We start from the raw sequence: 12,435 nt of genomic DNA on the forward strand, positions 1-12,435 counted from the left end.
TAGGCCGTTACTTACCTCACAGCCTTGATCCTACCTGCAGTCATTAATTAGGGTATAAATTCTTGTTTGAACCAAAGCAATACTGGCCGACCCTAGAGCTAAAATGGTTAAAAAATGATAAAAATTATTGATGTTTAGTGGCGCTCATCACTGAATTAGGGTTAATCCTATTGTATTTTCTCCATACCAAAAAAAATAAAGGGTAATGTAATGGAAAAAATGATTAGTGAACTATTCATGGAGAATAAAAAATTTGTTCTTATTGGCTTAACTGGCAGAACAGGATCTGGATGTACAACAGCGGCAAAAATTTTAGAATGCGATAAAGTGGACATACCTGATGAGCATCAAATCAATAACTTTTATAGTGGACTGGATATCAAAAGATACTTAATTGTAAAAAAGTACATATCCCAACATTGGAATAAATTTTTTTCAATTAAGGTTAGTGATCTCATTTCAGCTTACATACTACTTCAAGAAACTGAGGAAGTTCAAAAATTTATTTTAACCTCAGCAACTGACTCCAAAAAATCAGTAAATGAAGATCACCTCAAGGAATTCTTAAGTAAATCTGCATTTGAAAAATCTTTAGCAAAATCTAATAAACCGATAACAAATAATTCCAGTGCAATGTCTGTTCCAATTACATATCGAGAAATGCTAGAGAAACTACTCAACCACAAAAATGACATTAATGACATAAGAGTAAACAATGCAGAATTTATCAAATTTTTAGAAGTCATAAGAAGATTCACAGCAAGTTTCAAAAAAGGTCTAAATGAAATATCACAAGGCCTGTATATTTCAGTATATCAAGATGCAGGAAACTCAATCAGAAAAATAGCAAACATTAAAAGCACGTATAAAAATGATAATTTTTCGCCAAAACACGTTTTTCATCTTCCTGAAACAATGAATAGAATAATAAAGCTTTTAAGAAAAAATCAAGATAAAACTTTTATTGTTATAGATGCAATAAGAAACCCATACGAGGTTAAATTTTTTCGGGATAGATATTCAGCATTCCACCTAATTTCAATAAATGCACCTGACAAAGATAGAAAGAGATATTTGCAGAATGTTCATAAATTCACTACAGATCAGCTTGCTGATTTAGATACTCGTGAATCTGGAGATAAGTTAAAAAAAGATACATCTGAAGAAAACCGGTTAGATGGAAAAGAATCAGACATAAAAAAACCTACAGATTATTATTTTGAATTCATTTCACAGAATGTTAAGAGATGCATAGAAATATCAGACATCCATTTATTCAATCCAAGAAATGAATTAGAAAACAACAATATACTCAAAGCACAATTATATTGGTATATTGCATTAATGCTGCACCCAGGTTTAATAACACCCACAGCTATGGAGAGGGTTATGCAAATTGCTTTTACGGCAAAATTAAACTCTGGATGTTTATCACGCCAAGTTGGTGCTGTATTAACAGATCAAAATAATTCTGTTAAGGCAATTGGATGGAACGATGTTGCCAAAGGGCAAGTACCCTGCTCACTCCGCTCGCTAGATGGTGTTTTGAAGGACTTTGATCCTATTATTTATAGTGATTTTGAAAGAAATGATAAAAAATTTAGAGAAAAAGCTTATCAAAAGCTAATGATATTTAAAAGTAAGGGAGAAAAAACCTCAGGATACAACCTCAGCTATTGCTTTAAGAGTTTAAAAAACAGCGTTGACCTGGATAAAAACCAAGTACATACCAGGGCTTTGCACGCGGAGGAAAACGCTTTTTTACAAATATCTAAATATGGTGGGATGGGTATTGAAGGGGGAAAGTTATACACTACTGCTAGCCCTTGCGAATTGTGTGCGAAAAAGGCATATCAACTTGGAATCAAAGATATTGTCTTTATAGATCCTTATCCCGGCATAGCTATAAGTCATATACTAAGTATTGGAGAATCAAGACCTAACCTAATACAATTCAGAGGCGCTATTGGAAGAGCCTACCACAAAATTTACGAGCAAATTATGCCTTATAAAGACGAACTTGATTTTTTAGGTATAATTAAAAGCGAGTCAGAAGACATTTAGTGAACATGCTGGAATGTGAAAACTGAAGCATGAGTTAAAGTACAATACTTTTGACTTATGCTTTTATTCATTAAATTCATTACAATTTAAAAATAGTATTTTTTAGTATCCACTTCATTGTATTTTTATTAATTTTTTAAGTAGAAAACTAAGTAACATTCAATAACACCCTGTACTATTTTATACTTTATATATAAAGTTAAATCAAGCTTGCTCAATAGCTAAAGCTATTTCTTTTGACGTTTTTAACGCCCTAACTCGAGAGAATAGTTCTGATGCCTCATCATATTCTTTTCGTAAATAACCTAACCACTGCTTGATACGCGCTACGTGATAAAGGCCGGTGTCGCCCTGCTTCTCCAGCCGACTGTATTTCTGCAATAACCGCACCACATCAGGCCAGGCCATCGGCGGCTCGTTATATTTTACAACCCGGCTCAGGTTGGGGACGTTCAGAGCACCGCGGCCAATCATCACCGCATCGCAGCCGGTGACCGCCAGACAGTTTTGTGCGCTTTGCCAGTCCCATATCTCGCCGTTGGCAATCACCGGAATGCGCAGCCGCTGACGGATTTCGCCAATCGCCTGCCAGTTGATCGCCTCTGCACGGTAGCCCTCTTCCTTGGTTCGCCCGTGTACCGTCAGCTCGCTGGCACCCGCCTGCTGAACCGCATCGGCAATTTCCAGACTGCGGGCGCTGGAGTCCCAGCCGAGCCGCACTTTTACCGTCACCGGCAAATCGGCAGGCACCGCTTCACGCATCGCTTTCGCGCCGCGATAGATCAGATCGGGATCTTTAAGAAGGGTTGCGCCGCCTCCGCTGCCGTTGACCAGTTTAGAGGGACAGCCACAGTTGAGGTCAACACCCCAGGAGCCCAGTTCCACCGCACGTGCGGCATTCTCAGCTAACCATTCGGGATGCTGCCCCAGCAGCTGCATGCGCACCCGCGTGCCGGAAGGCGTACGGCTGGCATGATGCAGTTCGGGGCAGAGGCGGTAGAAAGATTTTACCGGCAGCAGTTGATCGACCACGCGCAAAAACTCAGTGATGCAGAGATCGTAGTCGTTCACTTCTGATAACAGCTGGCGCACCAGTGAATCCAGCACGCCCTCCATCGGAGCCAGTAAAACCCGCATTACTCAGACGTTTCCGGTACGCTTCGGCGCGGGACGACGCGGACGGGCAGCAGGCTTATCGCCCTGAGGCGCAGCCTGTCCCTGACGACGCGCCTGAGGACGTTTGTCACCGGATGAACGTGGTGCGCCTGCACCCTGTCCGCCCTGACCACGACCACGACCGCCGCCACCGGCACCGCCACGCGACTGCTGCTGACGACCGTTAATGATCGGCTCCGCTTTAATGCTCGGATCGGGCTCATAACCGGCAATCGCCAGACGCGGGATTTCACGCTTCAGCAGACGTTCAATGTCACGCAGCAGTTTGTGTTCATCTACGCAAACCAGCGACAGTGCAGCACCGGTCGCCGCCGCACGGCCGGTACGGCCAATACGGTGAACGTAATCTTCAGCGACGTTAGGCAGCTCGTAGTTCACAACGTGTGGCAGCTCTTCAATATCCAGGCCACGGGCCGCGATATCGGTCGCAACCAGCACGCGAATGCCGCCTGACTTAAAGTCGGCCAGCGCACGGGTACGCGCACCCTGGCTCTTGTTGCCGTGGATCGCAGCAGCAGTGATGCCATCTTTGCCCAGCTGCTCGGCCAGGTGGTTAGCGCCGTGCTTGGTACGGGTAAAGACCAGCACCTGCTGCCAGTTGCCTTCGCCAATCAGCTGCGACAGCAGTTCCCGCTTGCGCTTCTTATCAACAAAATGCACCTGCTGCGCAACTTGCTCAGAGGCTGTGTTGCGGCGAGCCACTTCCACCATTTCCGGGTTGGTCAGCAGTTTTTCAGCCAGGCCTTTGATCTCATCTGAGAAGGTGGCCGAGAACAGCAGGTTCTGACGTTTGGCTGGCAGACGCGCCAGCACGCGACGGATGTCGTGGATAAAGCCCATATCCAGCATACGGTCTGCTTCATCCAGCACCAGAATTTCAACCTGTGACAGGTCAACGGCATTCTGTTGCGCCAGATCCAGCAGGCGGCCTGGCGTTGCCACCAGCACATCAACGCCGCCACGCAGTTTCACCATCTGTGGGTTGATGCTGACGCCACCGAACACCACCATCGAACGCAGCGAGAGGTATTTGCTGTAGTCGCTGACGTTTTCGCCAACCTGCGCCGCAAGTTCACGGGTTGGCGTCAGGATCAGGGCGCGCACCGGGCGACGACCGCGCACAGGCGTAGCGGTGGCAGAGAGTTTCTGTAACAACGGTAAGGTAAAACCGGCCGTTTTGCCGGTGCCGGTCTGGGCACTCGCCAGCAGATCGCGGCCAGCCAGCACCACAGGAATCGCCTGGCGCTGGATAGGTGTAGGTTCGCTGTAGCCTTGTTCGGCAACCGCGCGCAAAATATCGGCACTCAGGCCGAGAGAGTCAAATGACATTACGTGGTTTACTCCGGTCCGCTCTGGCCGTGATTCACGGTGTAGTTTTCAGAGGGATAGTGACGGCAGCTGGGGCTGACGCGTGAAAAGGGCACAAACTACGATGCGTAAGCGGGCGAGTGTAGCAGCTTTAAATGAAGTGTGCGAGATAGCTCACATTTCCTGACACAACTTACCTGTGCTGAAACAGGAAGGCCACCTTTCGGTGGCCTTCAACTTAACTACGTTTATTTTCGATGCGCCGCGGTGGCTCTTTCGCCAGCAGTGAAACCAGCGCCGGACCCAGCAACATCACCACGCCGAGACAGGCCAGCAGCAGGGTGTTGTGGTAAATCCGTGACACCAGGAACAGTGTCATCATGGCAGCGCCAAAGTAGTAAGTGGTGGTCGCTTCTTCAAGATAATCGCCGAGCGTGCGTAAACGGGCAATGCGCTGTGTCGCCAGCATGGCGACAAAAACCAGTGCGTACATCGCCACCAGTGTGCTGCAGACATCCACCAGGGCTTTGTGTTTCCAGCCCCAGATCAGCGCAGCGATCACCAGCAGATGCATAGCGATATGCAACAACGTCTGACCCGTGATGATTTGAATACGATTAGACCATTTCATTCAATTCTCCTGGCAGACCCAACAGGTCGCCCAAGTGCTACCGGCACAAGCCGGAAACGGTTTCCTCAATGTAAAACAATTTTCGGATAACGCCCTAAATATCGCGCTCTCTCACCACCCATTTGTGACAAAGACTACACTTTGATTCTGTTGATGATGAAAAGGAGTGCGTCGCGAGTATGCCACAAAACACGCAAGGATTTTCAATAAAAGTCCTGACGATCAATACACACAAGGGTTTCGCCCCGTTTAATCGCCGCTTCATCCTGCCGGAATTGCGCGACGCGGTACGCGCAACCTCGGCGGATGTGGTCTTTTTACAGGAGGTGATGGGCACGCACGCCATCCATTCTCTTAACCATGAGGAGTGGCCCGAATCACCGCACTATGAGTTTCTGGCTGACACGATGTGGAACGATTTTGCCTATGGACGTAATGCGGTCTATCCCGAGGGCCATCACGGCAATGCGGTGCTGTCGCGCTTCCCGATAACCGACTATGAGAATCGGGATATCTCGGTAGCAGGCAGTGAAAATCGCGGCATGCTGCACTGCCAGATCGCCCTCCCCGCGCCACACGGCACGCTGCATGTCATCTGTGTTCACCTGGGTCTGAAAGAGGCGCATCGTCACGCGCAGATGAAGAAGATGTGTGACATGGTCAATTCGCTGCCGCCCGATGCACCGGTGGTGGTGGCGGGTGATTTCAACGACTGGCAGCGACGCGCTAACGCCATTTTAAAACAGGGCGCAGGCCTGAAAGAGGTATTCAGCATGAAAACCGGACGCCCGGCGCGCACCTTCCCGGCGCGCTTCCCGATATTGCGACTTGACCGCATCTATGTCCGCAACGCCACCGTCAGTCATCCCTGGGCGCTGCCGCGTAAGCCCTGGTCCCATCTTTCCGATCACGCGCCGCTGGCGGTGGAGATTCACCTATGAATTTTAGCTGGCAGGAAGGCAACCGGCTGCTGTTGCTGGAAAACGGGGAGGCGTTTTTCCCGCGCGTCTTTGGCGCGATCCAGCGGGCAGAACGCACGGTTTTAATCGAAACCTTTATTCTGTTTGAGGATGAGGTGGGCAACGCCCTGCATCGTGAACTGCTGACGGCAGCCCAGCGCGGCGTGCGGGTCGAAATCATGGTCGATGGGTACGGCTCCGCCGAGCTCTCTGACCACTTTGTCAACAGCCTGACCAGCGCGGGCGTGCGTTTCATCTATTACGACCCGCGTCCGCTGGTCATGGGGATGCGCACTAACGTGTTCCGCCGTCTGCACCGCAAAACCGTGGTAGTGGATGACGTGGTCGCCTTTGTTGGCGGCATCAACTTCTCGGCAGAGCACAACACCGATTACGGTCCGGAAGCGAAGCAGGATTACGCCGTGCAGGTCAAAGGCCCGGTCGTGGCTGACATCGCCCGCTATCTGCAACAGGCCATTGGCAGCGAGCAGCATACCCGCCGCTGGTGGGGCTCGCGCTCGCATCGTCCGGCGGTGAACGCCACGCCAGGCGATGCCCAGGTGCTCTATGTTTACCGTGATAACGACGAGCATCGCGATGACATCGAAATGCATTACCTGGAGATGCTGCGCGAGGCGAAGCGGGATGTGATTATCGCCAACGCCTACTTCTTCCCCGGCTACCGGCTGCTGCGCGAGATGCGCAATGCCGCCCAGCGTGGCGTCCGGGTGCGACTGATTGTGCAGGGTGAGCCGGATATGCCGATTGTGAAAGTGGGCGCAGAGTTGCTCTACAACTATCTGGTCGAGGGTGGCGTTGAGGTCTACGAATATATCCGCCGTCCGCTGCACGGCAAAATCGCTGTAAAAGACGATCACTGGGCCACCGTCGGCTCCAGCAACCTTGACCCGCTGAGCCTCTCTCTGAACCTGGAAGCTAACCTGATTATCCACGACCGGCCGTTTAACCAGACGCTGCGTGACAACCTTGAAGCGCTGCTGGCCAATGACTGCCAGCGCGTACAGGAGGACCGCTTACCGCCGCGCAACTGGTGGCAACTGAGTAAAAGCGTGGTGGTCTTCCACTTCCTGCGCCACTTCCCGGCCATCGCGGGCTGGCTTCCGGCGCACACACCGCAGCTGGCTCAGGTCAGTGCGCCGGTGCAGCCTGAAATGGAGACACAGGATCGCGTTGAAGCTGATAACCCTGGAGCAAAATCCTGATGGCAAAAAAACATCCACGCTGGCAACTGGCGAAAAAAATCCTCACCGTGCTGTTTTTCATCGCGGTAGTGGTGCTGCTGGTGGTTTATGCCCGCAAAGTGAACTGGGAAGATGTTTATGACGTCATCGTTAACTACAACCGCTTTGTGGTACTGACCGCCGCCGGACTGGTGGTGCTGAGTTACCTGGTCTACGGCTGTTATGACCTGATTGGTCGCGCCTACTGCGGCCATAAGCTGGCGAAGCGACAGGTGATGCTGGTGTCGTTTATCTGTTACGCCTTTAACCTGACGCTGAGCACCTGGGTGGGCGGCGTCGCCATGCGCTACCGGCTCTACTCACGGCTCGGCCTGGACAGCGCCACCATCACCCGCATCTTCTCTCTGAGCATCGCCACCAACTGGCTGGGCTATATTCTGCTGGCGGGCGTGGTATTCAGTGCCGGCATGGTTTCCATTCCCAGCGGCTGGTTTATTGGTGAAACCACCCTGCGACTGATTGGTGTGGTGCTGCTGGTACTGGTGGCGATCTACCTCTGGGCCTGTGCCTTCTCAAAACAGCGGCGCTGGACGGTAAAAGGCCAGACGCTTCAGCTGCCCTCGCTGCGCATGGCGCTGCTGCAGTTTGCGGTTTCCTGTGCCAACTGGATGGTGATGGGGGCGATTATCTGGCTGCTGCTGGGACGCGACGTGGGCTATCCGATGGTGCTGGGCGTGCTGCTGATCAGCAGTATTGCTGGAGTCATCATTCATATCCCGGCGGGCATTGGCGTACTGGAAGCGGTTTTCCTGGCGCTGCTCAGCGGTCAGCACGCTTCCCATGGCACCATTATTGCGGCGCTGCTGGCCTACCGCGTGCTTTATTTCATCCTGCCGCTGCTGCTGGCGCTGGTGCTCTATCTGGGGCTGGAAAGCCGGGCGAAGCATCTGCGTCAGAAGAACGAGCAGAAGTTACAGAAGTCGTAAAAAAGGGGAGGCGCAGACAGTGCGCCTCCCCCGCTATTCCCCACTGATTTAACGGCGGTTGCCGAAAATCCGCAGCAGCATCAGGAACAGGTTGATGAAGTCGAGATAGAGCGTCAGTGCGCCCATAATCGAATAGCGACGCAGGTTTTCCGTGTCGCGGGCGTCAATCTGCTCACCGATGTTTTTCAGTTTCTGCGTGTCATAGGCGGTTAATCCCACAAATACCACCACCCCGATGTAGGTAATCGCCCACATCAGCGCCGGGCTTTTCAGCCAGAAATTCACCAGCGACGCCAGCACAATGCCAATCAGCGCCATAAACAGCAGGCTGCCAAACCGGCTCAGGTCGCGTTTGGTGGTGTAGCCGTAGAAGCTCATCGCACCGAACATGCCCGCCGTAACAAAGAAGGTGCTGGCGATAGAGGAGTAGGTATAGACCAGAAAGATGCTCGCCATAGTCAGGCCGGTCAGCGCTGAATAGAGCATAAACAGCCCGGTTGCCACGGCTCCGCTCAGGCGATGCACCATACCTGACAGGAAGAACACCAGCGCCAGCTGCGCGATAATCAGTCCGAAGAAGGTAATCCGGTTAGCAAACACCAGCTCCATCACTGCGGGCGTGCGCGCCGCAAACCAGGAGACAAACGCCGTTAATAACAGACCGCAGGTCATCCAGCCATAGACCTGTGCCATGTAGGCTTGTAGCCCGCGAGATGCGGGTTGAACGATGGAATCATTTCGTGGATATCGATCCATGATGCACCTCTTGTTAAGGGATGAGTGGTGAGACGCTCCACAGGGAGCCTGTGTCAGATGTTAAGTGTGGCACAGCCCAGCTCAACTGTGCCACAACATGCCGCTTAACGCCGCGACAGACACTGCTGATAACGACTGTCGACACGCTGTGCAAACCACGCCGTGGTGAGATTGCGGGTGATTTTCGGGCTTTCCAGCTTGATGCCCGGCAGCATTTCACGCGGCAGCCTGCGACCGGCCATTTTATCCGCCAGGGTAAAGACCTGCTTCCAGAGTTCGCTGTCGCTGAACGACGCTTTCTCCCCTTTCTCCAGATCGCGCCGGATGGCGCTGTTGCTCATATCGATCTGCTTCGACAGGGTGCGCACCGCCAGTTCAGTGCCACCCGCCGCGTCTGAGCCATAGAGGATCAGATCGCCATCCAGCGCCAGCTTCATGCCGGTTGCACGCGACACGGCCGCCTGGAACGCCGCGTTGCGGCTGGCGTACCAGCCTGCATTGTAGTCGGCAAAGCGGTAGAGCGGCTGGCTGTAGTCCGCCGGATAACCGAGCAGGTGCATCGTGCCGAAGTAGATCCCGCCGTGACGGGTGAAAACTTCGCGCCGGATCGTGCCATCAACCGGCCACGGATAACCTTTGGCATGCGCTTCGGCAAACGCAATGCTGACCTGCATCGGCCCGCCGGTGTGGATCGGGTTGAGATTGCCAAACAGCGTCTGGCCCATCGGCACCATGTCGATAAGATCGTCAAAAATGGCGCTGAGATCTTTTTCACTGCGCACGCTATCCAGCCGGGCAGCATAGCTTTCCCCGGTCGGCGATTTAATCAGCAGCGCGGTGCGCACCAGAAATGCCGGAACGTGCACTTTTGCCGCCCGGCGATCGATCTCACCCCAGGCGATTTTCGGCAGCCCCGGCACGGCAGCCTCGGCGCTGAAGTTGCTCTCCTGATCCGCCACGGCGATCACCGCGCACAGGTTGCTGGCGCTGGGATCGATCTGCTGTGTGCGGAAGGTGGTGTAGATGTCGTCACGCCACGCCGCTTTGTTGCTGACGTGCGACGGCAGCAGCCGCTGGATTTGTGCTTTGACATCTTCAGGCTGCCGCACGGGCGCCTCTGGCGTTTTCTTGCTGCTACAACCTGCCAGCACCAGTGCGGCGACCAGTGTCAGGCGTTGCAGAATCGGGGTGGATGACATGCCTGTCCTCAGAATGAACCAAAGCCCTACTCTATCATCGCCAGCGTTTCACAGGCAGGAGAGAACTGAACTAAGGTTACTTTTTTAACGTTAAAGGACCTTACGATGTTTAAACTCTGGCCTGTTGCGGCATTCAGCCTGTTATTAACCGGCTGCGGTGCCAATAATACGCCCCCCCAGGTGCAGTCACCGGGCGCACCTGCCTCCTCCTCGCTGAAAGTGCTGGAGAAGGGGGCCAGCGTGATGCAGTCACGTCCCCCTATCGACGCCATCAACACCTATCTCGACGGCTTCCATTTTTATAACGGCGATAAAAACGGTCAGATGGAGGCGCACCACTATATCACCGTGCTGAACGACGATGTGATGCAGGCCGTGATTTACGACGGCAACACGCGTGACGCGCGGCTGATGGGCGTGGAGTACATTATCAGCGAACGTCTGTTTAAGACCCTGCCACCTGAAGAGAAGGCGCTCTGGCACAGTCATCAGTATGAGGTAAAGTCCGGCACGCTGATTGCGCCGGGCTTACCGGCCGTCGCCGACCATGCGCTGATGACGCGCATTGTAAATACCTACGGGAAAACCTGGCACACCTGGCATACCGATCGCGACAAAACGCTGCCGACTGGCATTCCGGCCCTGATGATGGGCTTTACCCAGGATGGTCAGATGGATTCACGGCTGCTGGCAGACCGCGATCGCCGTTTTGACGTCGACAGCAAACAGATCCGCGCTCAGCGTGCGGACATTGTGGCGCATCCGGCGGCACCGGGTGCGAACGCTTGGCAGCAGGGCGAGGTTATTCAGCTGAAGCGCACCCAGGGCGGCGGTGAACACCGCCACGGCAAGACCGGCTTTGGCCCGGCGGAGCAGCTGAAGCCCTAAGTTGCGTTGAGTCGTGTGATGCGGGGGCGCGTGGCGCAGCGGCAACACAGCGGGCAGAGACACCTCTGCCCGCTGCATCATTGCGGCCCTAATCCCAGCGCTGAGCGGCCTGGTGGTCGCTGTCGCGGGCATCCACCCAGCGACTCCCCTGCTCTGTTGCTTCACGCTTCCAGAAGGGGGCGCGGGTTTTCAGGTAATCCATGATGAACTCTGCGGCAGAAAAGGCGCTGCCGCGATGGGCGCTGGTGACGCCCACCAGCACAATCTCATCGCCGGGAAACAGCTCGCCGACGCGATGGATCACCGTGACGCGCTGCAGCGGCCAGCGTTCACGCGCTGCATCAACAATCTCCTGCAGCGCTTTCTCCGTCATGCCGGGATAGTGCTCCAGCGTGAGCGCCGCCACGTTGTCACCCAGATTGTGGTTGCGGACTTTACCGGTAAAGGTCACCACCGCCCCATCTTCGTCACAGGCCGCCAGCCAGCGATACGCTTCCGCCATGTCAAAGGGCGCGGGGCCGACGCGAATCTGCGTTTCCATCTCAGCCTCCGGTCACGGGCGGGAAAAAGGCGACTTCATCACCGGCGCGCAGCGGATGCCCCATTGATACCAGCGTCTGATTGACCGCCGCCAGCAGTTTGCCCGGCTCCAGCGCCAGCGCCCAGCGATCGTCACGTTCCGCCAGCGCAGACCGCAGCGCGGCCACATCCGGATAGTCAGCACTCACCTCAAGAGATGCGGTGCCGGTCAGCTCCCGCACCTGGGCGAAAAACAGCACCTTAATCATGCGTAACCGCCTGAAAATCGCCGCTTTTGCCACCGCTCTTGCTGATCAGGCGCAGCTGATCGATGACGATATCTTTCTGCACCGCTTTGCACATGTCGTAGATGGTCAGCGCGGCAACGGAGGCGGCCGTCAGCGCTTCCATTTCGACCCCGGTTTTGCCGGTCAGGCGGCAGAGTGAGGTGATGCGGACCCGGTTATGCGCCGGTTCCGCTTCCAGATTTACTTCGACTTTGCTCAGCATCAGCGGATGACAGAGCGGAATCAGCTCCCAGGTGCGTTTGGCTGCCTGAATACCGGCGATGCGTGCGGTGGCAAAGACATCCCCTTTGTGGTGGCTGCCCTCGATAATCATCTGCAGCGTTTCCGGCTGCATCAGCACCAGCACTTCGGCCCGCGCTTCGCGCACGGTTTCAGCCTTGGCGGAAACATCCACCATGTGTGCTTCGCCCGCGGCGTTAATGTGTGTGAGTTGAGACAT

The 12,435-nt window shown here is 53.7% G+C and carries 13 protein-coding genes; 5 read left to right on the top strand and 8 right to left on the bottom strand.

Annotated elements, in window-relative coordinates:
• The first annotated feature begins 210 nt into the window (after positions 1-210).
• The gene (locus tag N5J69_RS08465) at positions 211-2,064 is read left to right on the top strand and encodes an anti-phage dCTP deaminase (RefSeq protein ID WP_279769560.1); all 1,854 of its coding nucleotides are present in this window, start codon (positions 211-213) and stop codon (positions 2,062-2,064) included.
• Positions 2,065-2,268: 204 nt separating this feature from the next.
• On the opposite strand, the gene dusC is transcribed toward N5J69_RS08465, so the two are convergent.
• From dusC to N5J69_RS08480, 3 genes are all read right to left on the bottom strand, one after another.
• Positions 2,269-3,201, bottom strand: a complete 933-nt coding sequence (gene dusC / locus N5J69_RS08470; RefSeq protein WP_279769562.1) for a tRNA dihydrouridine(16) synthase DusC — start codon at positions 3,199-3,201, stop codon at positions 2,269-2,271.
• A 3-nt stretch (positions 3,202-3,204) separates the two neighbouring features.
• The gene (gene rhlE / locus N5J69_RS08475; protein ID WP_279769564.1) at positions 3,205-4,569 is read right to left on the bottom strand and encodes an ATP-dependent RNA helicase RhlE; all 1,365 of its coding nucleotides are present in this window, start codon (positions 4,567-4,569) and stop codon (positions 3,205-3,207) included.
• A gap of 217 nt (positions 4,570-4,786) precedes the next feature.
• Positions 4,787-5,179: a YbhQ family protein gene (locus tag N5J69_RS08480; RefSeq protein WP_279769565.1), complete on the bottom strand. Its 393-nt coding sequence runs from the start codon at positions 5,177-5,179 to the stop codon at positions 4,787-4,789.
• Positions 5,180-5,358: 179 nt separating this feature from the next.
• Here N5J69_RS08480 and N5J69_RS08485 point away from each other — a divergent pair, with 179 nt between their 5' ends.
• From N5J69_RS08485 to N5J69_RS08495, 3 genes are read left to right on the top strand one after another with little or no spacing between them, the layout of a single operon-like run.
• Positions 5,359-6,120: an endonuclease/exonuclease/phosphatase family protein gene (locus N5J69_RS08485; RefSeq protein WP_279769567.1), complete on the top strand. Its 762-nt coding sequence runs from the start codon at positions 5,359-5,361 to the stop codon at positions 6,118-6,120.
• A complete protein-coding gene (clsB, locus tag N5J69_RS08490; RefSeq protein ID WP_279769569.1) occupies positions 6,117-7,361 on the top strand; it encodes a cardiolipin synthase ClsB in 1,245 nt (414 codons plus the stop codon). The genes N5J69_RS08485 and clsB overlap by 4 nt, the downstream gene beginning before the upstream one ends.
• Entirely contained in the window at positions 7,361-8,326 is a 966-nt protein-coding gene (locus N5J69_RS08495; protein WP_279769570.1) for a lysylphosphatidylglycerol synthase domain-containing protein, read from the top strand. The genes clsB and N5J69_RS08495 overlap by 1 nt, the downstream gene beginning before the upstream one ends.
• A 48-nt stretch (positions 8,327-8,374) precedes the next feature.
• On the opposite strand, the gene N5J69_RS08500 is transcribed toward N5J69_RS08495, so the two are convergent.
• Complete coding sequence (locus N5J69_RS08500) at positions 8,375-9,082, bottom strand: Bax inhibitor-1/YccA family protein (protein WP_279769571.1); 708 nt, start codon at positions 9,080-9,082, stop codon at positions 8,375-8,377.
• A 104-nt stretch (positions 9,083-9,186) separates the two neighbouring features.
• Positions 9,187-10,281 (bottom strand): DUF1615 domain-containing protein, encoded by a 1,095-nt coding sequence (locus N5J69_RS08505; protein WP_279769572.1) that lies wholly within the window; start codon positions 10,279-10,281, stop codon positions 9,187-9,189.
• A 105-nt stretch (positions 10,282-10,386) separates the two neighbouring features.
• Here N5J69_RS08505 and N5J69_RS08510 point away from each other — a divergent pair, with 105 nt between their 5' ends.
• Positions 10,387-11,169 carry an OBAP family protein gene (locus tag N5J69_RS08510; protein ID WP_279769574.1) on the top strand — a complete coding sequence of 261 codons (783 nt, stop codon included), beginning with the start codon at positions 10,387-10,389 and terminating at the stop codon, positions 11,167-11,169.
• Positions 11,170-11,257: 88 nt separating this feature from the next.
• On the opposite strand, the gene moaE is transcribed toward N5J69_RS08510, so the two are convergent.
• From moaE to moaC, 3 genes are read right to left on the bottom strand one after another with little or no spacing between them, the layout of a single operon-like run.
• On the bottom strand, positions 11,258-11,710 hold the full coding sequence (gene moaE, locus N5J69_RS08515; RefSeq protein ID WP_279769576.1) for a molybdopterin synthase catalytic subunit MoaE: 453 nt from the start codon (positions 11,708-11,710) through the stop codon (positions 11,258-11,260).
• Position 11,711: 1 nt separating this feature from the next.
• Positions 11,712-11,957 (bottom strand): molybdopterin synthase sulfur carrier subunit, encoded by a 246-nt coding sequence (gene moaD / locus N5J69_RS08520; RefSeq protein ID WP_279769578.1) that lies wholly within the window; start codon positions 11,955-11,957, stop codon positions 11,712-11,714.
• Positions 11,950-12,435, bottom strand: a complete 486-nt coding sequence (moaC, locus tag N5J69_RS08525) for a cyclic pyranopterin monophosphate synthase MoaC (RefSeq protein WP_279769580.1) — start codon at positions 12,433-12,435, stop codon at positions 11,950-11,952. Before moaC ends, moaD begins: the two co-directional genes overlap by 8 nt.

This window comes from Pantoea sp. GD03673, assembly GCF_029844725.1.
GTDB lineage: Bacteria > Pseudomonadota > Gammaproteobacteria > Enterobacterales > Enterobacteriaceae > Pantoea.

What these genes read in the sequence shown, in the direction of transcription:
- N5J69_RS08465 (WP_279769560.1), top strand. Translation starts at nt 211, where the DNA reads ATGGAAAAAATGATTAGTGAACTATTCATGGAGAATAAAAAATTTGTT.
- dusC (WP_279769562.1), bottom strand. Translation starts at nt 3,201, where the DNA reads ATGCGGGTTTTACTGGCTCCGATGGAGGGCGTGCTGGATTCACTGGTG.
- rhlE (WP_279769564.1), bottom strand. Translation starts at nt 4,569, where the DNA reads ATGTCATTTGACTCTCTCGGCCTGAGTGCCGATATTTTGCGCGCGGTT.
- N5J69_RS08480 (WP_279769565.1), bottom strand. Translation starts at nt 5,179, where the DNA reads ATGAAATGGTCTAATCGTATTCAAATCATCACGGGTCAGACGTTGTTG.
- N5J69_RS08485 (WP_279769567.1), top strand. Translation starts at nt 5,359, where the DNA reads ATGCCACAAAACACGCAAGGATTTTCAATAAAAGTCCTGACGATCAAT.
- clsB (WP_279769569.1), top strand. Translation starts at nt 6,117, where the DNA reads ATGAATTTTAGCTGGCAGGAAGGCAACCGGCTGCTGTTGCTGGAAAAC.
- N5J69_RS08495 (WP_279769570.1), top strand. Translation starts at nt 7,361, where the DNA reads ATGGCAAAAAAACATCCACGCTGGCAACTGGCGAAAAAAATCCTCACC.
- N5J69_RS08500 (WP_279769571.1), bottom strand. Translation starts at nt 9,082, where the DNA reads ATGGATCGATATCCACGAAATGATTCCATCGTTCAACCCGCATCTCGC.
- N5J69_RS08505 (WP_279769572.1), bottom strand. Translation starts at nt 10,281, where the DNA reads ATGTCATCCACCCCGATTCTGCAACGCCTGACACTGGTCGCCGCACTG.
- N5J69_RS08510 (WP_279769574.1), top strand. Translation starts at nt 10,387, where the DNA reads ATGTTTAAACTCTGGCCTGTTGCGGCATTCAGCCTGTTATTAACCGGC.
- moaE (WP_279769576.1), bottom strand. Translation starts at nt 11,710, where the DNA reads ATGGAAACGCAGATTCGCGTCGGCCCCGCGCCCTTTGACATGGCGGAA.
- moaD (WP_279769578.1), bottom strand. Translation starts at nt 11,957, where the DNA reads ATGATTAAGGTGCTGTTTTTCGCCCAGGTGCGGGAGCTGACCGGCACC.
- moaC (WP_279769580.1), bottom strand. Translation starts at nt 12,435, where the DNA reads ATGTCTCAACTCACACACATTAACGCCGCGGGCGAAGCACACATGGTG.